This is a genomic window from Flectobacillus major DSM 103, assembly GCF_000427405.1.
In the GTDB taxonomy this organism is placed as follows: domain Bacteria; phylum Bacteroidota; class Bacteroidia; order Cytophagales; family Spirosomataceae; genus Flectobacillus; species Flectobacillus major.
In genome coordinates, this window is record NZ_KE386491.1 from 2,516,401 (window position 1) to 2,538,830 (window position 22,430).

Consider the following 22,430-nt stretch of genomic DNA (forward strand, 5'->3'; position numbering starts at 1 on the left):
TTTTACTAATAGAGAAGCACTGCTTTGCGGCTTGTATGATACTGACATTTAATATGCAAAAGGCGTTCGAAAAACTAATTTCGAACGCCTTTTGTATAAATAGCCCCTAATCTTCTATCATTTGAGCAAATTATAAGCCTCATCAAAGCTCACTTGACAACCTTATAAATCATAATAAACACTAATAGATGCTCTCTTTATAATATTACCTAAAATCATGTTTTAAGTTACACCAACATTAATACATATTTTTTGACGTAACGTTCAAAGAGAAAAATACCTACAATAGCACAAGTAATACCAGCGAGTACGTCAATTACATAATGATGACCTGTATACACAGCCGAACTCCAGATACCAATACAGAAAATCACGAAGAAAATCAAAAACCAACCTACTCTTTTCTGGATAGCATAAAATAATACAATCAATGGAAAGGCTGAGTGCATAGAAGGCATTGCAGCAAATACATTGGCATTTTTTTCGTACATTCCATGAAATAAATTGACATTGAGCAATTCATCAAAATATTTTAAACCCGCTACATTTCCAGGAATAGAGAAATCAGGTTCAAATCCATACTGAGCTACATACCAAGGCGGAGCCGCTGGGTAAGTATAATAAATAATAAAACCTATCAGATTGACAAATACAAAACAGTAGGAAAAACGATAGTACATAGCACGGTCTTTCACAAAAAGATACACCCCAAAGGCCAATGGAACAGGTACCCAGTTGATATAGAATATTCCTGCCACAATGTCCCAAAAGGGTTTATGAACTTTGGCAAAATATTCGTTGAGGGTTAGCAATTGTCCTTCAAAATGGATACCAAATAGGCTTTTATCTAAATCATAGGGCTCTCGGATATGAATAGGATTCACCTCATAATTGGGTAATACCCGCAGGGAGTCGTAAATAATCCAATAAATCGCAAAGATGACAAAAGCTTTTACAAAATCGCGTGTAGTCCGATTCCCAAAATAAGAACCCACTAAAAGAGCATACATAGTAAAGTGCTCTGAACGCCAACCTACTACTTTGATATACCAAGCAAAATATACAATACTAAAAATGATAGTTCCAATAATATTCTGAGCCGAAAAACGTACAAAGCTCCACTCCTCGACAGCCCAAACACTATTACGGTTTGATTTTTTCATAAACATTTTCTCCAGTGATTAAATCTTTGCCAAAAACTTCTACATACTGTACTTTAGGGCGTAAATTACTGCCTTCAATTTGTACATATACGTGGTCCAATTTTGCCAATTGGTTGTTGATAGTAAGTGAAGCGTAAGGCTTTCTGTTTTTATCAAGACCTAATTTTATCTTTCTTTTTTTGTAGGAAACCACAGCCGCTTCATAGACATTACTAGCTTCAGAAACAGTCTTTACGTCTATTCCATAAGCCAGTACTTTCTGAATCCATGAAAGCTCTTTGCGTTTGCCATCTTCCTGATACCTCAGCCAATACACATCTACGGGGTTTTCGGCATCGAATGAACCGTTGGGTAGCAAATTAGCGTCGTATACAATGGTATTGATATTAGAACTACGTTGTATATAAAACAAGCGTTCTTTTGAATCAGGCACTTTGGGGTAGTGTGCAGGCGAAAAAGAAAAGCAGACTATTAAAACACCCAACATGCCCCACCAACTATTTTTCATTTTTATTCAATTCTTTTTGAGTGTGTTCGATGCGTTGCACGGCCGTATAGTTTGACAATATGGCCACAATAGTAAGCGGAATAGTAAAAATTGAGATAGTCTCGAACCAAGGTACTCTGGTAGCAGGCCCTTCTATCCTAAAATCGTTGCCAATAATAGGAGCTAAAATACCACACAACAAAGCCGACCCACCAATGATCACAATTCTTTCGGGACGTTGCATCCAGCCTATATCGCATTTGATATTAAGCCCTTCGGCACGAGCACGGGTATAGCTTACCATCGACGAACCAATCAAAGCTAAGAAGGCAAAGAATGAACTAAAAAGGTAATGATGAGCCACAAGATAATAGCAAATACCCAAAAACATAAACATTTCGCTGTAGCGGTCGAGTACCGAGTCGTAAAATGCTCCAAATTTGGAGGAAGTATTACTTACACGAGCCAAGCGACCATCTATCATGTCGAAAACTCCTGCAAATAAAATCATAGCCCCACCCCACCCAATAATACTCATATCGCCACGCTTAGAGGCTTCGGCACCATACACAAAGATACCCGCTGCTACCAAATTGAGAATCAAACCCATGGTAGTTACCATATTGGGCGTTATTTTTAAAGCAATTAATAGATTAATAAATGGGTTGATGATTTTATAAATCACCTGTTGTCCCGCTGATTTTAGTGCATACATAAGTAGCCGAGGGTTAAAAATTCACTAAAAATCAAACTTAAATCTACCACGAATACCATATTCAGATACTTGTGGATTGTCAAGATAAGTAAGTCTTTTTACTAAATCAACTCTAAAAAACTTCAAAATATTACCTATACCAACACTTGCTTCAAGGTATGGGCCATTTGATAACGCATAGGTCAATGGCTTGCCGTCTATACCTGTTGCAAAACGATATAGGTCATCGTTATAAGCTGGATTATTTTTATCGCTCAAACTACCATATAAGGCTTTCAAGGTGATAATTTCTCTTAGTTTGAGTTTTTTCAACAAAGGTACTTTATTAAAAATAAATCCATTAAAATAGTGGTCCACAAAAATACCTGCGTACTGGTCGCTCACAAATTCTAAAAAGTTCATCAAGTTGTATGATTCTAACTGGTACGAGTACGACTGGTTAGCTCGGTGAATCATCAACAACGGATAAGGTACTGTTCCGTATACTTTGCCCGCTTCGGCAGTTACATCGGTAAAACCAATAGGCGATACAAAAAAACGTTTGTTGGCTCGTAAGGTCAAATTATGATAGTTATAATCTCCCTTCAGAAAATTGGCAATACCCAATGAGTATCGTACCTGAAAAATCGGATACTTGTTGATAATAGGAATCCGATAGTTTTTGCCTTGATAAAATTGTTCGTTTGGTGCAAACCGTAGGTTTACCGACAATTCAGAACTGGTAAGGTCTTTGTCTTGAATATATTTACCTTCCACTTCCGACGAGCGTTCAAATTTCAGTGCTCCTGCCGCTTCTTGCGTTAAATGCTTGAAGCCCAACTCATAGCTGATACCCGAACGAGATTCTTTACGATAATCAATTCTAGCAATTTTGTTGTAGGTCATTTTGTCGTTGACACCACGCTTGAATGATAGCAAAAAGTTGTCTTCCTGAATAAATTGTAACTCTTGCCCCGGAATCCTCACTTCATCCTGATACGAGAACCTTAAATAGTGGTTAGGAAATTGATAAATAGAGTTTTTGCCTAAGTTATAGGTAAAACCTGCATAGCCTTTCCAACGCTCGTCTTTAAAGCCATACGCCAAATAGCTTTCTAAGTACAACCGTGGATTTAGCTTGGCCATTGTACGGCCACCCAAACGTAGACGAAAACCTTCTACAGGGTTAAAGCTATAAAACGTATTGACAGGCCCAACTTCAAATTTGCCAAAATCATGATACCCAAACAACACCAAACCTGCAATAGTCATGAATCGCTTGAATGCTGGCACTTTTTGAATGCTATCGGCCATCATATAGATATTGCTTTCAACCTTGCTGAGCTGCTCGTGTCGGGCTTTTTGCCAAAATGTATCATCTCGCTCTAGTGCCATATCCATCAAAACATTTTTTTGAATAGGCTTGAATATCGAATTATTGATGGGCGTATTTAATACATAATTTTGGTACGATACCGACCTTTTCCCTATAATACCTCTTGTGTTTTCGCTTTTGAGCAAATTAAACTCTACTACAATTTCATCTTTAGATAACATCAGAAACTTCTGAGATGTAGGCTTAAACTCTTGCTCAATCTGCATATCTAGCACAAAGTTCAAATTGATGCTTTTGGGAACACCCATTTTTACTTTACGCACAGAATACGACGAATCGAGTGCTATATACATACTTCCGACAAATGCAAAATCGGCTTGATTGCGTGGCGAAAAGCCCAAGTTGACGCACTTTACATCCTGAAATTGCAAGGTATCGATAATAACAAATCGGTAAAATGTTGGGGAAAGTGTAGATATTGGACTGATAAACTGCTGAGTAAGTAAGCTGATGTTGTTGTCGTAAATATTAACATCTTCATACATTCTGTTGAGGTATGCTCCCATACCATCATTATCCAAAAACTGTTCAAGACCCACTTTTTTCTCCCCTTTAATATAGGATTTCTCTTCACGAGGATTTTTCCTAAAATAAACATCTGCAACAGTTTCCTTTAAATACAACGGAAGAGAAACTTTTCCTGTAATTTGGGCAGTGTCGAGGTTATCAAAAATGAACTGAAAGTTTTTAAAGATTTTTTTATTCTTGTAGGCTTCGTCTACATTGCTCAGGTCGAGTTGTAGCTTTTCGTATTTTTCGTATTGGTAATACGACAGCCCATCTTTTTTGTTTTCGTCTTTATGCTCAATTACCTTTCTAATCAAAGTAACCGCAGGATTGTCTTTGTTGCGGTATTTATCTTTTTTACCCTTTACTGTTACTTCCGCAAGGTTTTGGGTGGTCGATACCAGTTTTATATTGATAGTTTGGGTAGCATCCTTTTTATAAGAACGGGTTTCGGTACGATAGCCCACCGACGAAAACTGAATTTTGCCATTGCCAAAATCCTTTACCGTCAACACAAAATTACCATTAATATCGGCCTGTACCCCTTGGGTAGTTCCCCCAACAGTAACATTGACAAACGGAATAGGGTCATTAGTTTTATTTTCAACAACACGTCCTTTAACGATTGTTTGTGCCTGAGCTACATTAAGACCAAAAATGACTATAAGTCCTAATTGGAATACTCTATTTTTAATATTCTTAATTTCCTGACTGAAATTATAAAGATAAGTTCTCATGATTTTTTTCCTTAAACACAAACCACTGATTCAATCCGTAGCTGTACACGACAAAAACGAATATCCCAATAATAACCCTAATGAGTAAATAATTCCATGACACCCAATTGGTCAATAATGTTACGCCTGCAACATTCATAAATGAATTTCCGATAGCAACCATCGTGTATTTAATAGCTTGCGAAGTCATTTGGTTAGAAGACTGAGCCTTAAACACCCATGCCCGACTGATAAAAAAGCCCACAACCGCCCCCAAGGCATTTCCAATGAAAGTTGCCCATGCAAATTGTACATCAAGACCCTGAACTAATGAATAGGCCGCTCCAAAATCCACGCCTGTTGCAATACCCGATGCCGACATGAATCTTACAAAAACCATTAAATACTTTGTCATTTCGCTATATGATTAAAAGAATTACTTGTAAGGTGAGATTTGCCCATACTCCTGCCGCAACGTCATCGAGCATTACCCCCCATCCATTTTCGTAATTTTCAAACTTTCGGATGTTGAAAGGCTTAAAAATATCGTAAATTCTAAAAAACAAGAGTCCTAAAAGGAGGTTTTGCCATGAAAATGGAATAAAACAAAGTGTGAGCCATTGCCCTACCACTTCATCTATAACAATCTTGGAGGAATCTTCTCCCCAAATTTTTTCTGTAATCATGGAAGACCACCGACCCAGAAACATAAAAACAGCCGTAAGAAGCAACAAGCAACCCTGATACCATATTGATGAATACCCAAGGTAGGTATCCAAAACGAGAACGACAAAACATGCAAGAATAGCACCAAATGTGCCTGAACCTTTGGGTATATACCCCAAACCAAGAGCAGAAGCTACAGCAATATGAAACTTTGTGTATTTCATGGAAAAGAGAAAGCGTTGATTCGTAACACTGGCAATGTTGTAGGTATTGCCAATGTTACTGTATCATTGAATCAACCTTGTATGTATTTGGTAGAATAATTATAATTCAACGTCTTCTTCAACATTTTCATAATAATCCATTCCAAGATTGGTAATAAGCTCTTCACCCATCAAATAACGTAATGTATTTTCAAGCTTCTCCAATTGTTTGAACAAATCGTGGATTGGTTCTAATTCTGGTAAAGTTTGAGGAGCTTTCCAGTAGAATGAAAGCCATTCTTGGATACCAGAAAGGTTTGCACGCTTGGCAAGGTCTAAGAACAATGCTAAATCAAGTACAATTGGAGCTGCCAAGATTGAGTCACGGCACAAGAAATTGATTTTGATTTGCATTTGGTAGCCCATCCATCCAAAAATATCGATGTTGTCCCATCCTTCTTTGTTGTCGCCAAGTGGTGGGTAGTATTCAATTCTTACTTTGTGGTGAATATCGCCCCATAGTTCAGGGTTTTGTTCGCCATCCAAAATACCTTCCAGTACGCTTCCTTTTGAAACCTCTTTGGTTTTGAAGTTTTCTGGAGCATCTAACACCAAGCCATCTCGGTTGCCAAGAATATTGGTAGAGAACCACCCTCTTACGCCCAATGCTCTGGCTCTAAGACCAGGTGCAACAATCGTTTTCATTAAAGTTTGACCTGTTTTGAAGTCTTTACCTGCAATTGGCGTGTGAGTCAAAGCAGCTAATTCTTCCAAAGCTGGAATATCCAAGCAAAGGTTTGGAGCACCCATTGCAAATGGCACACCCGATTTGAGGGCAGCATAAGCATACATCATTGAAGGGGCAATATCAGCATCGTTGTTGGCTAAGCCTTCTTCAAATTTTGCTAATGACGAGTGTACTTCTTTTGCTTCATGATAAATTTCGGTAGAACCACACCAAACCATCACCAAACGCTCACAATCATTAGCTATTTTGAAGTTTTCAATATCTGCCAATAGCTCATCTATCAAAGCTAATTTGCTTGTTTGTGGCTTCACATTCTGGCCATCAAGGTTTTTTACATAACGCTTGTCAAATACCGCTTTCATCGGCACAATAGTCTGCAACTCGTCACGTACTTGCTCTACCATGTGGCGTTCCAATACTCCCGCTTTTACGGCAGCTTCATACATATTGTCGCCAAACACATCCCAGCCTCCAAATACGATATTTTCAAGAGGAGCTAACGGTACAAAATCCTTAATTTTTGGATTACGATTTTCTGTACGTTTTCCCAAACGAATATTTGCCGTTTGTGTCAATGAGCCTGTTGGGTGAGCTATACCCTTACGAGCAGCAATAACGCCTGCTACTAAAGTGGTTGCTACAGCACCCATACCTGGCAATAAAATACCTAATTTGCCCGTGGCAGCCGAAACTGTATGATTGATATTCATAATCTATTTGTATAAAATATGGTGAAATATTCTTTGATAAGCTGATGCAACGTTTTTCATAAAATGCTTGTCTTACTATATACCTCCACTAATTCACATTTCTGCTTATATTTTGCCATTCTTGTATATGTCTTTCATAGTTTAATCGACAAAAAAACCTGTTATATCGACATACTCTCAAAACTTATCGACCAAAATCGTATTTTAGTCTATTTTTATATACAATTAGAAACTTGCTACATTTTTTTTAAAATTATTAACAAGTTGATTTAAACTGCAATAACAGAAGTTAGGAAAAAAAAATTAGTGAAGCCGGTATTTTACTAATAAACACAATTGTAGTAAAAAAGTTTCAATCTTGATTATTTAGCATTAAAATCTATTTTACACACAATTACAACTCAAAAAATTACAAAGCAAACTAACCGTTCTTTTGTCCAAAACCTTCAATAAAGGTTTCAATCATAAAATCGGTATAAGTACTAAAATCTTTAGGTAATTCTAATATCTCTAAATTAGGCAATTCAAAGCCTCGGAATGTAGCTACGATAATTTTGGCAAGAATATCGTAATGTTCGTCGGAAAGAACTCTAAACTCACCAGACTTTACGCCGAATGCCAAAAACTCACGTACAAGGTTTATTTCTACATTGCTATGCTTCTTTTTTAGCTGAAAAATCGTGCACGCATTGTCCATGATGTCTTCTTTGAGTACTTGGCTCAAGTTACACATCATGGCTAATTTTTCAAAACGAGTTGTACAATACACTTTTAGTTTTTCACGAGCTGTTGGGGCATTTTCGGCTGCTATCTCAATAGAACGAAAGAGTTCTTTCATTTCATGCTCTACTACAGCTTCAAATATTTCCTGTTTGCTTGGAAAATAATAGTACAATGTACTTTTGCCTTTTCCTACATATTTGGCAATATCTTCCATAGTGGTTTTCTTCAAACCATATCGCTTGAATAATTCTTTAGCAGCTGTTATAACTTCTTGGATTATTAGCTCGTCTTTTTGAAGTAATTCACTCATGACTTTTCGACCAAATTTGTATTTGAGTCCAAAACTAGCATGGGAATTTATAAAAATCAAATTTTACGTGAATTTTATTTAATTGTTAAGCACCTAAAAAACTGGGGGGCTTGATTAAAGGCGTTTTCTATCCTTTGAGTTGGCTAGCAAACTAAGAAAGCCATAACTTCAAAAGCGAATGTCTGGGTCTACTCCTTATTAAAAGTCATTGACCCAGATATTCGCTTTATTACTTATATTTTTACTTTATTTGAAAATGCTGGACAAAGTCTTTGATAGGTTGTATAGCAGCTTGTACAAAATCGGCAATATAAGTATTGTGAGTTTGTTTGAAAATATTATCAGGTGAATCTATCATTAACAAATTTCCTTTTTGCATCACGGCTATTCTGTCGGCTACTAGCAAAGCTTCAATCATATCGTGGGTTACAAATACACAAGCTATTTCTTCGTGCCTGATGATTGTCACTAATTTTTCACGAAGACGCTGTTTGTTGACCGAGTCGAGGTTACTGAAGGGTTCGTCCAAAAGCAAAGCAAGGGGTTCTTCGGCAATAGCTCTAGCAATAGCAGTACGTTGCTTTTCGCCACCCGATACCTCTTTGGGCTTTTTGTCTTTGATATGCGTAATACCACATAGATCAAGCAGTTCGGCCACTCGTTGAGTACGGTATTCACGAGTATATTCGGTCAACGAGAGGTCTATATTTTCCCAAATTTTGTGTTCGGGTTTTAATTTATAATCTTGTGGTACTAATTTGATATTGGGTAATTCACGAATCAAACGGTTGAAGAAAAGGTCTATTTCTTCATTTTCCAACCACAATTGTCCTTTTTCGGGTTTAATATTGCCCGACATCATATTGAGTAAAGTAGTTTTTCCTGAACCGCTTTCTCCTACTATTGCCAATATTTCGCCTTGGGCAACTGTCAACGAAATATCATTTACTACCGTTTTTCCTTCATAAACCTTGGTTAGGTTTGCCACCTTCAATAATCCCATCGTATCCTTTTAAATAATCGGTGAATATTTCACTGATTGGCTTTCTTGTGTAAATTGATTAATTGTTTGACAAAGGTATGGCTCAAATCTTGATTCTGTCCCAAGAAATATATTTATATTGATTAAATAAAATAATGGATATAATATAAAAACCTGACCCCACTACTAATGTACCCGAAAGTGTCTGAGCAATAAAGTAATGCACATACCCCATGACAGGTAATACAAACACAATAACAGCAATACGTACCCAGTTAGCTCCTTTTTTGCTGGCGCTGTCGTTTTCGATAGAAAAAGGCAGTTTAAACCTTTCCTGAAAAACGCCTGCCGATAAATACAACAACGTAACCGAAATATTCAGAAAAATATCGTCAAATACACGTACTCCTTCCCGATAGTAAAGTGCCGCACCAACCAACAAATAAAGCGGTAAGATATATTTCAATATCACTGATTTATAAGCTCCTATCAAAATCTCGCCAGGGTTGGCAATCGGGGCAACACGATAAATCCAAGCCGCCTTCCAGTCGTCCGAAACAAAAATTTGCTGTGTTATTACATACAACGTAAATGTGGCATAATACAAAACCAATAAACGGCTGACACCAATTGTATTGGCATCGCTGTAATATTTGTACATAAAATACACCAGCATACCAAAAGTTGGATAAGTCCGCAATTTGAACCTGCGGTCTCGGGAAATAATTTTCCAGACTAGCTCAAACGACGAGCGTTCTAAGAGCGATTTGGTAAAAACATTTTTGAAATACGTAAAAATTCCTATTCGTTGCCCCAAGGTTTCGTTGGCATTTGCTATAATTGACTCCGAAAAGCTGATAGCAGATAAGCCTTTGGCAAAAAACGGAGCAAGAAAACGATTGAGAAAATACAAAGACAAAAATGGAATAAAAACAACCATACTCCAAAATATAGGATAGGGCATTCGGAAGGTATGGAACACAAACGATTCGATACCAATAGCAAACCATGCAGGTGGCACAAAGTAATGCCAAGTACTAATATCGACAGGGCTTTGTAGGTCGTCAAGGTCGCCTTTGTTGATACGAGCAATAAACTGATAGCCAATAGAAAGGCCTATCGTAAAAAAAATCTGAAGATAAATAATAATATCTTTGAGTTTTTCGGGATGAGTTAAACGAGTAAGAGCCAAGTACAAAATACTTGATAAAAAAACCGTTAGCAAGCACAAGAGCAATACAAACACAAAGAATAACACCCCCACAGCCAAGCCCAGTTTTATTGAAATAAATACAATTAGCCCTACCGAATTAGCTACAGTCAAAATACCAAGAAATACCAAAATATGAATCAGCCGAGCCGTCCAAATTGTGCGGCTGTCGATAGGTTTCGGCAATAGAATTACGTTATCGTTGGTATCAAATAGTATTTCAACAAAGTCAGAAATCATGTTGAAGGCTATCATAAACATGATAAACGCAAAGCTCATGAGCATCATATTGAAGACTTTTTGTTGTACAAAAAATATTCCAAGCCCATAAATAAAACTAAAGAAAACCTGCACCAATACCATTTTTAAAAATGTTTGGTTATCGGGGTCTTGCTTTTGTTGTTTTTTGTGAGTGCTTTGTAGCCTTCTATTCTCGGTAATAAGTTTTATTTCTACGATTGCTTTGAGGGCAACAAAATCAATTTTAAACTTCACAAATAACCATGCGAATCTGTCTAACAACCACAATACAGCTTTTGTCATAGGCTTCAATTTTTTATACTCCGAGAGCCCGAATAAAGTCATCGGCTTTCGAGTGGGTTTCCTCAGTATTTCCTGTTAAGCTACTAAAAATACTTTCCAACGACCCCGATGCTTGGCTACGAAGTTCATCAAAAGTACCATCTGCTATAATCTCGCCGTGGTTCAATACCACAATGCGGTCTGATATTTTTTCTACAACATCCATCAAATGCGATGAATAAAAAATCGTTTTGCCATGATTTTTGAGTTTGCCTAAAATTTCTTTTACCAAAATTACGGCATTGGCATCGAGCCCCGAAAGAGGTTCGTCCAGAAAAATAATATCTGGATTATGAATCAAGCCTGAAATCAAAAGCACTTTTTGCTTCATTCCTTTAGAAAAAGTATTCATCCGTTTGTCGATACTATCCGACAAATCAAAAAGATAAAGCAATTCTAGTGCTGCTTTTTCTAGCATACTTTCCTCCATTTTGTACAACCGCCCCACAAAAGTCAGGTATTCGAGCGGAGTAAGCTGTTCGTACAACGAAGCATTTTCGGGTACATAACCTATTCTTCTTTTTACTTCTAGGGGATTTTTTTTTACATCATAGCCTAACACACGCACATACCCCTCAAAATCCGATAGCATACCTATCAAAATTTTTAGGGTTGTACTTTTTCCTGCACCATTAGGGCCAATATATCCTACGATTTGCCCCTGATAAACCTCAATGTTTATACCTTTTAATACTTGATTATCACCATATTGCATATACAAATTTTGTATATCAATTACAGGGTTCTGGGTGTCCATATTTTAAAGTTGGTTAGCATGACACACTACATTTTCAGCAATGTTTTTCAAGATTTTTACTAAAGTTAACAGGTTTTTTAAAAACTATATTTTTTCATGAAAAAATACCGTAAAATTTAGAACAGTTTAGAACAGTTGTAAGTATCTTTTTTTATCTTTGTTCCGTATAGTATTTTGGCTATTAAGTAAGAAAATATATTCTCTACTTTGAACACAAAACAATCCTTTTCCCTTATCTCATAATATATGTTACTTTTAGGCATCGACATTGGTACATCATCCATCAAAGCATCGGTAGTAGATGGTACTACTGGACAAATTATTGCTTCGGCACAGTATCCTGATACCGAAAATACGATTTCGACACCACAAACTGGCTGGGCAGAACAAGACCCCGAAATGTGGTGGGAGTGCGTTCAACAAGCTGTTTTTCGATGCCATTCATCTGGCAAATATAATTCAAAAGATATTCATGCCATCGGGATTGCTTATCAAATGCACGGATTAGTAATGGTAGACCGCGACCACCGTGTTTTGAGACCTTCGATTATTTGGTGTGATAGCCGTGCCGTTGAAATTGGCAATCAGGCTTTTAAAACTATTGGTGAAGAAAAAAGTCTTGCACATTTATTAAACTCTCCTGGTAATTTTACTGCATCAAAATTGGCATGGGTTAAGGCCAACGAACCTCGCATATATGGCTCGGTGTATAAAATAATGCTCCCTGGCGACTTTATTGCCATGAAACTTACGGGTACTATTACTACCTCGAACTCGGCCTTGTCGGAAGGGATTTTCTGGGATTTTCAGACCAACGCTGTTTCGGAAGATGTTATGAAAACGTACGGTTTTTCTCATAATATTTTACCCGAACTTCGTCCGTTATTTTCTAATCATGGTGAAGTCACTAGCTCAATTGCCGACTTGTTGGGGCTTCAGGCTGGCACACCTGTTTGCTATAAGGCTGGTGACCAACCCAACAATGCTCTTTCACTCAATGTACTTGAGCCTGGTGAGGTAGCTGCTACAGCAGGCACTTCGGGGGTTGTGTATTCGGTGTCTGACCAAGTGAGCTATGACCCACTTTCACGAGTAAATACTTTTGCCCATGTAAACCACCAGCTCAACAACCAAAACCGTTTGGGAACTTTGTTGTGTATCAACGGCACGGGTATTTTGAATCGTTGGGTACGTGACAATGTGGCTACCAATATGAGCTACCAACAGATGAACGATGCGGCTTCGCAGGTACAAGCTGGTGCCAATGGTCTTTTTGTGTTGCCATTTGGTAATGGAGCTGAACGAGTACTTGGCAACAAAACTATTGATGCTACTTTTACGGGTATCAACTTCAATATTCATAGTAGTGCCCATATTATTAGAGCCTCTCAAGAGGGTATTGCGTTCTCTTTAAAATACGGTGTAGATATTATGGCTAGTAATGGCAGTTCGCCAAAGGTTATTCGTGCAGGCAAGGCCAACATGTTTTTGAGCAACGTATTTACGGAAGCGTTAGTAAATGCTATTGGGGTGGCTGTTGAGCTTTATGACACTGATGGTGCCAAAGGTGCGGCTTTAGGAGCTGGTATTGGTCAAGGTTTCTTTAGTAATCCTAAAGATGCCTTTAGCAACATGAAATCAATAGGATTGGTAGAGCCTACTCCTCATTTGGTAGCACAATATGCTGAAGTATATGCTCAATGGAAAGCTATTTTAGATGCTCAACTCTAAATAATATATTAGAGAATGTATCAATATAAGTCGTTGTGTTATTAGTAGACCTTGTTACCTGCTAATAACACAACATGATATTATATGTTCTGGATTTATTCAACAGAAGGATATTCCCAAGGTTTGCGGTATTCACGTCGTAGCAATGCGTTGGCTGAGGGGTCGTTCAAAATCACCTCTTTTTCGCCGTCCCAAATAATACTTCGCCCTGCTTTGGCCGATAACATACCTAGCAGACTCATATTGGTAGAGCGATGTCCTATTTCAATGTCGCAAATAGGGCGTTTGTGTTGCTTGATTGACTGTAAGAAATCTTGCCATAACTCCCGAATATTTTGGTCGTCGGGTTTATTTAATTGTGGCTCTTGATGAATAATAGATTGGTTTTTGTTGGCAGGGTAAAAAGTCCATCCATCTTGCCAGCCCATGTGGAAAGTTCCTTCTGTTCCATAAAAATAACAACCGACATTGGCTTTTTCGGCTTCGTTGGCGGCATACAAACGGTGCTCCCACGATACCTGAAATGACTCAAATTCAAAATTCACGAGTTGTGTATCGGGCGAGTCAGTATTGTCTTGCCTGATATGCCTAGCCATAGTAGAATAAACCTTTTTGGGGTACTTTTCTTCAGTCCACCACAAAATTTGGTCCATCCAATGAATCCCCCAATCGCCTAATTGCCCATTGGCAAAATTCAAAAACTGCCGAAATCCCTTTGGATGAATCATTTTGTTGTAAGGAATCAGTGGTGCTGGCCCACAGTACATGTCCCAGTCGAGTCCTTGGGGTGGTTCAGAATTGGGTACTACAGTACCTGCACCTCCGCCATAATGCACAAAAGCCCTAACCATTCCTATTTTACCAGCTTTTCCAGATTTCAAGAAATTTATACCCGCTATATTATGAGGCGAAACCCTTCGGTGTGTACCAACCTGAACAATTCTATCGTATTTTCGGGCGGCATTTACCATAGCTCGGCCTTCCATTAGGGTATGACCAATGGGCTTTTCAACATAGACATTTGCTCCTATTTCCATAGCGGCAATTGCTATTAAGGGATGCCAGTGGTCGGGAGTAGCAACAATGACTATTTCGGGTTTTTCTTTGAGCAACAATTCTCTAAAGTCACGGTAGGTTTTGGGCGTATCACTTGTCATTTTTTTTACTTCTTCCAAGGCTAAGGACAATTGGTTGGAATCGACATCACATAACGCTACCACTTTGGATTCGCCTGCACGGATGGCTTCACGAAGAATATTCATGCCCCACCACCCCGAACCAATCAAGGCTGTTTTGTAGCGATATGCCTTATTGCCTAAAGCAGACAGCAAAGGCAAATGAGAAAAAGCCAAACTGGCAGTAGCAGATTGAATAATAAAGTTTCTTCTTTTCATGTTAAGATTAAGGTTTTGAATTGACAAGTTAGCGGCCAATTTTTGCATTTGATTTTTAATTTAAAGCATATCTTTTTTAGCTGTATGATTGTTTATCTGTAACGGGCTTATTATGCTCAAAATTAAGTATTTGCATAATGTAACAATCGGGCTGATCAATGAATCGGCACAATACCACGTTCACTTTACTACACTTTGTTTATTACATACCCTTTTGATGATAAAGTGTATTCAATTGGCTACTCAGAAAATCTTTTTGGTACTGAATTATTACTATTTCCCCAAAATTTTTCTTTACTATTGACACCCAATAATTCATCTTTGAAATAATAGACCACACATCACTAAAATTCAACTTTTACGCTTATATTACACTCATTAAGAGTTATATCCTACTGTCTACACATCTTACACTAAATCAGTAACTTAATACAATTCTATTTTTTCACATTGTCACTTAGACTAAAAAATCCTCATTTAAGCTAAGATTTTCTATCTTTTAAAACTTTTTTTTAGTGAAAAATTATATCTTTACGTATAGGCTTACCTTAAATCAATAGATATTATGTTCCAACAAGCCCTTACTATTGTTAGTAATTATGAAAATTCAGTTTTTTTCACAACTCAGTTGCAGCGTATTGGAGTCTTTCCTACCATCAAAGAATATTACTGGCAAAATATTACCGATAATTTCCCTTCACAGAATGACTTTACACCAGATCTTGTATTGGTTTTTGTCTACCCTGATGTTGTAAATAGGGCTATTACAATGATAGAATTGCTCAGCAAAAAATTTCCTACGGCTTCGATTATTGTAGTTAGCAACACTATTATCAAAGAATCTGTTCGGGCTATTATTTCGGCAGGAGCTCAAGACTATATCAGTACCGAGCAATTTGATGCCAACACACTTGAAAAAGTACTATTATTTGCCAAAGAGAGGCAAACGCTACGAAGTAGGTTCAAAAAAGTAGCCAACGATTACAAACAGTTATTTGATGCCAATCCTATGCCCATGTGGGTGTACAATAAGCAAACCGACCAATTTATAAAAGTAAATGAGGCTGCTTGTATCAAATATGGCTATTCACTCAGGGAATTCCATCAACTCAAATACCAAGATTTACTACAAAAAAACACATCAGTACATCACTCTTTATCGTCTGGTTACGAATCCCATAAAACCAAAGATGGAAGTACGATTTATGTAGAAATTACAGCCCATGAAACTTCTTATAAGGGTACTGATGCTATTTTGGCACTGGCTCATGATATAACACCAAGAATCTTGGCTGAAAATGAGCGAAAAAGAACATCAGAGCAACTTTTGGCTATTTTTGAGAACGCGACTGATGCCATTTTGCTGAGCGACGAAAAAGGAAACTTCCTAGATGCTAATCAAGCAGCCGCTGGTTTATTTGAATATTCGATTCCCGAAATCACCCATTTCTCAGTCAATCACTTTATCCATAATAGTAATACGCACCGCTTAGAGCGTTTTTGGGATATTCTTACTCAGATTGGTAGGTTTCGAGGCAAAATCAATGTTAATAGCAAACATTCACAAAATAAAATTGTAGAGTGGCGGGCTGTAGCTAATATTCGAGAAGGAATTCATTTGCATATTCTCAGCGATATTACCGAATCGGAGCTAAAAGCACGTGAAGACGAACTCAATAGCATGATTTTGGGTAGTATCAAAGACTCTTTTTCGCTCAAGCAAACCCTTACTGCTATTGGTAATAATATCCGAATGTTTACGGGATGGCAACTTACAGAGTTTTGGATGCCCGACCCCAAGAAAAAACAATTGTTTTTGGCAAGCTCGTCGGTAGAACAAAAGGCAGCCGACCTAGTGTATTTTGTCGAAAACTCAAAGGCTCATGTGCGTAAATTTGATAGCCAAGGTTTACCTATTATGAGTTGGCAAAAACAGCAAAGTGTTTGGTTTAATGATTTAACCCATAATTCTCATTTTAATAGAGCCAAATTACTTGATACTACCAAAATCTATACAGCTATCACCGTTCCGATTCTCGAAAACCCCAACGCCAGCAATGTCTTGGGTGTGCTGGTATTGCTCGACAACAACGATATACCTGAAGACAATCATTTAATTACAGTGCTGAGCAATGTTGCCGCTTCGCTAGGAAGCCTTATTTTGAAAGTAAAAGCCCGTGAAGAACTCTCAAATCTATTCAACTACTCGGCCGACTTAATTTGTATTACAGATAAAGATGGCTATTTTGTCAAAGCAAATCCTGCTTTTACCCGAGTATTGGGCTATTCGTTTGAAGAACTTCAGGCCTGTAACTATACGCATTTTATCCACCAAGACGATTTGGAAGAATCGCTAGAACAGGTTCAAAAACTCTACCGAGGCGAAATTGTGTATGCCCATAGCAATCGCTACAGAACCGCCAACAACGATTATCGGCATATTGAATGGGTTGCAGTACCCGACCCCAATGGCAAACAGGTTTTTGTGATTGGTAGAGATGTAACCGAGCTAAAAAGTAAAACAGCGGAAGCCCTCAAACATGCCGAGGCTGTAAAAAATACCCTTGAAAGTATTACTGATGGTTTTTTTACAGTTGATAAAAATTGGATAGTTACTTATTGGAACTCTTCGGCCGAAAAGATTTTTCAACAAAGCCGAGACTCCATTCTTGGCAAAAGCCTTTGGGTATATTTTAGCCAAGAAGCTACGCCCGTTTTTTACCAAAAACTCCATGAAGTACTTCAACAAAATGCTTCGCAGTCGTTTGAGGCCTATTTTCAGGCATTCGATTTATGGATAGAAGCATCGGTATATCCATCTACTGAAGGTTTATCTATTTATTTTAAAGATACAACCATGAGCAAAAAACAGGCAATAGCCCTACAAAATGCCCAGCAAAATCAAGAAGCTATTATTAATTCTACTACCGATATTATCTGGTCGGTCAATAGAGATTTCAATCTGATTTTGGCCAATAAACCATACCTCAACGCCATGTCCAACTACCTAGGCGAGCCTTTTCAGATAAATCAGGCAGGCTTTGAAGACAGGCTACCCAAACACCTAGTAGATAAATGGAAAGGTTATTACCAAAAAGGTATTTTGGGCGAATCGTTCTCGGTACTAGAACGGCTAGAATCATTTGCTGAACCCAAGAGTGTTATTATCAACTTTAACCCTATTTATGACCATGAGGGTAATATTACAGGAGTAGCGTGTTTTTCTAAAGATATTACAGATTTGAACCAAAAAATAGAGATAATTGCTAAGCAATCTAATCAGCTCGAAGAAATTGCATGGTTTCAATCGCATCAACTTCGAGCACCTGTATCTCGAATTTTGGGCATTATCGAATATTTTGATTTGGTAGAAATCCCTGCCGATGACATATTAAGTCAAGTGATTCAGGATTTAAAGATTTCGGTATTAGAACTAGACTCTATCATTAAAAAGATTGTTAATAAAACGTACAAACCCTAATTAGCATTTGATACCATCCCAAAGAATCTGAAAAATAGCAGCCCATTCGTTGCTAGAAGGCTTCACTTTTTTGAGCATCATCAGCCTTGCATATTCGGCTAATGCTCCACAGATAAGTGTAACGAGTACCTCTGGGTCTATGGGCTTAATGATATTAGCTTGTTGTCCTTTTAGCAATTGATGATAAATAGGTGCTAAAACTAAAGCCTCTTGCCGCTGTAATTCTTCGTCAGACTCATAGTAAGGCGAGCGAGTATATTGTTCAAAAAAAGCGGCATGTTCTGGATTTTGTAGGGTATTGGCCAGATAATAATAACAAAGTTGTTCAAGCTGATTTTTGAGCGGTTCGTGGGTTTGCATCAAAGCCAAAGAAGCTGCCGCTTCTTTCTCAATCAAATATAAATACAGCTTTTTTATCAATGCCTCTTTATCCTTGAAATAGATATAAATTGTACCAGCGGCAATACCAACTTCTTTGGCCAAATTGGTTATTTTAAAGCCCGACAAGCCCACTTTGGCAATCATTGATAAGGCACTGTCGAGTATCATTTGTTCTTTGGCTTCGTCCTTAGTTCTCATAATAAGGGTGGGTATTTTTAAGGGATAATCATAAAAATCACTAAAGTAGCTCTTGTAGCAAAAAGCGTATTGTTATGGTTGTATCTTCAGCAAATATTTTGTAAAAATGGCTTCAATTCATGGTATTTTTGGCTATATAATTAGATTGATTCCAAATTTCTTGAATTTTTCTTAGACAACAAATGCTTTATTCTAGTTAACTGTTAATATTGTAATCAATAATAAATTCCATAGCATTATGAAAGATTTAATGAGACAACGTACTTCTTTGAAAGAAGAGATTGAAATAGCACTTAATGCACAGTGTAAAATGGAAGCTGAGGCTTCTCAAAAATACTTAGCTATGGCTTCGTGGTTAGATAGAAATGGATTTGAAAAGTCGGCAGAATACCTTTATAAGCAAGCCGAAGAAGAAAGAGAGCATTTCCTTAAGCTGTTTAAATATATTAATGAAGTGGGTGGTTCAGCTATTACGCCTACCATTGGCGAAGTAACACAAGAATTCCCGACTTTCAAGAGTGTATTTGAGGCAGCTTTGCAAAGCGAAATCAATGTTACGAATGCTATCAATAAAATTGTGTTGAAGTGCCGTGAAGAAAACGATTACGCAACCGAGAATTTTATGATGTGGTATGTAACCGAGCAAAGAGAAGAAGAGAAAAATGCTCGCAGAGCATTAGAACTATTCGATTTAATCGATTCGGAAAGCCCAACTGGCAAATTTGTTCTTGACAAAGAAATTGCTAAAATTGGAGAATAATTTTAGCTGATTATCTCAAAAACCTGATAGTGTCTATCAGGTTTTTGGATTTTATACGGCCTAGGTTTCTACCACTTTGGTTTTGATACCCTGCCAGTTACCTGCTTGGCTTTTGCCCAACAAATAAACATCTATTTCTATGCTTCCTAATTTATACCCAACAATATCTGTCAACTGAGAAGTCATCAGTGTTTTTAGGGCTTCTGCACTTTTTACCCAAGCCAATTCTTCTTCGCCAAACCAATCTTCTGTTTTTAATAATGGGGCAAAAAATTCGTCTAAACTTATCTCTGAAGCTACTGTATCGGGCAAGATGCCTAAAAACATTTTAAAACTTGATAATGCAAAAGGTGTATCGGTAGGCAAGTCCACTTCCACAAACGCTATCTTTTCATCCGATTCGCTAGGATAATACAAATCGGCTATCAAACGGTTTATTTCGTCTTGTAAAGATAAATTATTATTTTCAAGTGACGCAAGAATGGGGTTTTCTGTCATAATGATGTTTTATTTATATTTTAAGCATTCAATGGTTGAATATATAAAATCTCTTCATATAATTGTAAAAGAACACAAAGCAATTTAAAACCCAATAAAAAATGTTAGAACAATTAATGGGTCTGATTAAAGACCATTCGCAAGACGCTATCGTTAACAACCCTGCAATTCCTAATGATCAAAACGACTCTGCTATGGAAACGATTTTGGGGGCTATTACAGGTGGGCTTCAGCAACAAGCTCAAGGAAATGGTATTGCAAGTGTCATGGGTCTTTTGGGCGGACAAGGTGGTGCTTCTGGCTCTACAAGCTTGATGTCAAACCCAATTGTCGCCAACATTGCTCAACAAGCTGTAAGCAGCCTTATGCAGAAATTTGGAATTGGCAATAGTGCTGCTTCCAATATCGTATCACAGGTTTTGCCTGGCGTTATTAGTTCTGTTATTTCAAAAACTAATGACCCTAACGATTCTTCTTTGAATATTCAAGATTTTGTAGGTGCATTTAGCGATGGTAAGCTCGATATGAACGATATTAGCAATATTGCTGGTAAACTAATGGGTGGCGGTGGCCAACAAGGACAAGCTGGTGGCCTAGGTGGTTTGCTAGGAGGATTGTTCAAATAAGCAATATTTACGCTGAACTTTTTAAGGAGGTATAAGGTTTCTTATACCTCTTTTTTTGTGATTTATGGTACTTTTTATGGAAACTATTCTACCCCAAAAAATGTCTTAGAATGGATTATGAGTGCTTGCCGATTGAAAATACGCATTGAGGGCTTTGGCGATTATGCCAAAACAATTCTTTTATTCTTTTTATCTTAACAATCCTCCTCACTAGTAGTATTACAAAGGTGTCAAGCCTATTTTATAATAATCTAAACAGCTCCTCTATATTGTAGCAATAGGTATTTGCTCAGTATTTCAAATAAAGACGTTTATTATTTTTCATAATTTCAGCCATTTAACCGATTATTTACCCTTGAAACTTCCTATTTACCTAGACTATAACGCAACCACACCCGTCGATACAAGGGTTTTGCAAGAAATGTTACCTTGGTTTAGCGAAAACTTTGGTAATGCTGCTTCACGAAGCCATTTGTACGGCTGGAAGGCCGAAGAAGCTGTGGCTACTGCAAGGCAACAAGTAGCCCATTTATTGCACGCCAACGACAAAGAAATTGTATTTACAAGTGGTGCTACCGAAGCCAACAACCTTGCGTTAAAGGGTGTTTTTGAGGCTTTGGCTCATAAAGGTAACCATATTATTACTATTGCTACTGAGCACAAAGCAATATTGGATGTATGCGAACATTTAAAACACCTCGGAGCTGAAATTAGCCTTTTATATCCTGATAATCAGGGACAAATTAGCCTTGAACAAATTCAGGGGGCTATTCGCCCAAGTACCATTTTGGTGTCGGCGATGTATGCCAATAACGAAACGGGCGTAATTTTCCCGATTAGAGCAATTGGGGCATTGTGTCAACAGCACCAAATTATTTTTCATACCGATGCCACACAGGCGGTTGGCAAAATACCCATAGATGTCCAAAATGACCATATCGACTTACTAAGCTTATCGGCTCATAAACTGTACGGTGCAAAAGGAGTTGGGGCTTTGTATATAAATCGAAAAAACAAAAACTTACACCTTGTAGCTCAGATGGATGGTGGCAAACATGAGCGAGGTTTACGCTCAGGAACACTCAATGTGCCGGGTATTGTAAGCTTGGGAACAGCCTGTGTAATAGCTCAACAAGAAATGCAAAGCAATGCCCAATCAATAGCATTACTAAGGGATGTTCTCGAAAATGGTCTTTTACAAATACCCCAAACGTCGGTCAATGGCAATACTCAATGCCGTTTGCCTCATGTATCGAATATAGCCTTTGGAGGGGTCGATGGCGAACTTTTGCTAATAAGCCTACACGATATTGCCGTATCATCGGGTTCGGCTTGTACATCGGCATCTGTTTTACCATCACATGTTTTAAAGGCAATGGGTGTAGCCGACCAACTAGCCTACAGTTCGATTCGCTTTAGCCTTGGGAAATATACTACCGAAGAGGAGATTTTGTACACTATCAATCACGTAAAAGAAGTGATTGCCAAATTGCAGCAATAAAGGAAG

Annotated in this window: 19 protein-coding genes; 5 read left to right on the forward strand and 14 right to left on the reverse strand. The window is 37.8% G+C overall.

Going from position 1 to position 22,430, the window contains the following annotated elements; all coding sequences use genetic code 11:
• Positions 1-227 precede the first annotated feature (227 nt).
• The 11 genes from FLEMA_RS68770 to FLEMA_RS0116615 form a co-directional block, all read right to left on the reverse strand.
• The gene (locus FLEMA_RS68770; protein ID WP_159102686.1) at positions 228-1,163 is read right to left on the reverse strand and encodes a phosphatase PAP2 family protein; all 936 of its coding nucleotides are present in this window, start codon (positions 1,161-1,163) and stop codon (positions 228-230) included.
• The gene (locus FLEMA_RS77210) at positions 1,144-1,671 is read right to left on the reverse strand and encodes a DUF4833 domain-containing protein (protein WP_052354081.1); all 528 of its coding nucleotides are present in this window, start codon (positions 1,669-1,671) and stop codon (positions 1,144-1,146) included. The genes FLEMA_RS68770 and FLEMA_RS77210 overlap by 20 nt, the downstream gene beginning before the upstream one ends.
• Positions 1,661-2,365, reverse strand: a complete 705-nt coding sequence (locus tag FLEMA_RS77215) for a CDP-alcohol phosphatidyltransferase family protein (RefSeq protein WP_026997743.1) — start codon at positions 2,363-2,365, stop codon at positions 1,661-1,663. The genes FLEMA_RS77210 and FLEMA_RS77215 overlap by 11 nt, the downstream gene beginning before the upstream one ends.
• 24 nt (positions 2,366-2,389) lie before the next feature.
• Positions 2,390-4,984 (reverse strand): DUF5686 and carboxypeptidase-like regulatory domain-containing protein, encoded by a 2,595-nt coding sequence (locus FLEMA_RS0116555; protein WP_081681314.1) that lies wholly within the window; start codon positions 4,982-4,984, stop codon positions 2,390-2,392.
• On the reverse strand, positions 4,965-5,378 hold the full coding sequence (locus FLEMA_RS0116560) for a GtrA family protein (RefSeq protein WP_026995763.1): 414 nt from the start codon (positions 5,376-5,378) through the stop codon (positions 4,965-4,967). Before FLEMA_RS0116560 ends, FLEMA_RS0116555 begins: the two co-directional genes overlap by 20 nt.
• 4 nt (positions 5,379-5,382) lie before the next feature.
• The gene (locus tag FLEMA_RS0116565) at positions 5,383-5,853 is read right to left on the reverse strand and encodes a phosphatidylglycerophosphatase A family protein (protein WP_026995764.1); all 471 of its coding nucleotides are present in this window, start codon (positions 5,851-5,853) and stop codon (positions 5,383-5,385) included.
• 99 nt (positions 5,854-5,952) lie between these two features.
• Positions 5,953-7,290 carry an inositol-3-phosphate synthase gene (locus tag FLEMA_RS0116575; protein WP_144080090.1) on the reverse strand — a complete coding sequence of 446 codons (1,338 nt, stop codon included), beginning with the start codon at positions 7,288-7,290 and terminating at the stop codon, positions 5,953-5,955.
• Positions 7,291-7,711: 421 nt separating this feature from the next.
• Positions 7,712-8,323, reverse strand: a complete 612-nt coding sequence (locus FLEMA_RS68780; protein WP_052354082.1) for a TetR/AcrR family transcriptional regulator — start codon at positions 8,321-8,323, stop codon at positions 7,712-7,714.
• A gap of 241 nt (positions 8,324-8,564) precedes the next feature.
• On the reverse strand, positions 8,565-9,326 hold the full coding sequence (locus FLEMA_RS68785; protein ID WP_052354083.1) for an ABC transporter ATP-binding protein: 762 nt from the start codon (positions 9,324-9,326) through the stop codon (positions 8,565-8,567).
• Positions 9,327-9,408: 82 nt separating this feature from the next.
• Positions 9,409-11,058 carry a hypothetical protein gene (locus tag FLEMA_RS0116605; RefSeq protein ID WP_044171527.1) on the reverse strand — a complete coding sequence of 550 codons (1,650 nt, stop codon included), beginning with the start codon at positions 11,056-11,058 and terminating at the stop codon, positions 9,409-9,411.
• Positions 11,059-11,071: 13 nt separating this feature from the next.
• Positions 11,072-11,854, reverse strand: coding sequence for an ABC transporter ATP-binding protein (locus FLEMA_RS0116615; protein ID WP_026997745.1), 783 nt, complete (start codon positions 11,852-11,854; stop codon positions 11,072-11,074).
• A 246-nt stretch (positions 11,855-12,100) separates the two neighbouring features.
• Here FLEMA_RS0116615 and FLEMA_RS68790 point away from each other — a divergent pair, with 246 nt between their 5' ends.
• Positions 12,101-13,585: a xylulokinase gene (locus tag FLEMA_RS68790; protein WP_044171529.1), complete on the forward strand. Its 1,485-nt coding sequence runs from the start codon at positions 12,101-12,103 to the stop codon at positions 13,583-13,585.
• A 95-nt stretch (positions 13,586-13,680) separates the two neighbouring features.
• Here the strand turns inward: FLEMA_RS68790 and FLEMA_RS0116665 are convergent, their stop codons facing one another.
• Entirely contained in the window at positions 13,681-14,979 is a 1,299-nt protein-coding gene (locus FLEMA_RS0116665; RefSeq protein ID WP_026995771.1) for a Gfo/Idh/MocA family protein, read from the reverse strand.
• Between the two features lie 565 nt (positions 14,980-15,544).
• On the opposite strand from FLEMA_RS0116665, the gene FLEMA_RS68800 reads away from it, so the two are divergent.
• Positions 15,545-18,460: a PAS domain S-box protein gene (locus FLEMA_RS68800; RefSeq protein ID WP_044171536.1), complete on the forward strand. Its 2,916-nt coding sequence runs from the start codon at positions 15,545-15,547 to the stop codon at positions 18,458-18,460.
• On the opposite strand, the gene FLEMA_RS0116775 is transcribed toward FLEMA_RS68800, so the two are convergent.
• The gene (locus FLEMA_RS0116775) at positions 18,461-19,039 is read right to left on the reverse strand and encodes a TetR/AcrR family transcriptional regulator (RefSeq protein ID WP_026997746.1); all 579 of its coding nucleotides are present in this window, start codon (positions 19,037-19,039) and stop codon (positions 18,461-18,463) included.
• 238 nt (positions 19,040-19,277) lie between these two features.
• Between FLEMA_RS0116775 and FLEMA_RS68805 the strand changes: the two genes are divergently transcribed.
• The gene (locus tag FLEMA_RS68805; RefSeq protein ID WP_044171538.1) at positions 19,278-19,799 is read left to right on the forward strand and encodes a ferritin; all 522 of its coding nucleotides are present in this window, start codon (positions 19,278-19,280) and stop codon (positions 19,797-19,799) included.
• A gap of 60 nt (positions 19,800-19,859) precedes the next feature.
• Here the strand turns inward: FLEMA_RS68805 and FLEMA_RS0116800 are convergent, their stop codons facing one another.
• Positions 19,860-20,297 carry a nuclease A inhibitor family protein gene (locus FLEMA_RS0116800; RefSeq protein ID WP_026995773.1) on the reverse strand — a complete coding sequence of 146 codons (438 nt, stop codon included), beginning with the start codon at positions 20,295-20,297 and terminating at the stop codon, positions 19,860-19,862.
• Positions 20,298-20,398: 101 nt separating this feature from the next.
• Here FLEMA_RS0116800 and FLEMA_RS68810 point away from each other — a divergent pair, with 101 nt between their 5' ends.
• Together FLEMA_RS68810 and FLEMA_RS68815 are read left to right on the forward strand one after the other, a co-directional pair.
• Positions 20,399-20,923, forward strand: a complete 525-nt coding sequence (locus FLEMA_RS68810; protein WP_044171540.1) for a DUF937 domain-containing protein — start codon at positions 20,399-20,401, stop codon at positions 20,921-20,923.
• A gap of 355 nt (positions 20,924-21,278) precedes the next feature.
• A complete protein-coding gene (locus FLEMA_RS68815; protein ID WP_044171543.1) occupies positions 21,279-22,424 on the forward strand; it encodes a cysteine desulfurase family protein in 1,146 nt (381 codons plus the stop codon).
• Positions 22,425-22,430 lie beyond the last annotated feature (6 nt).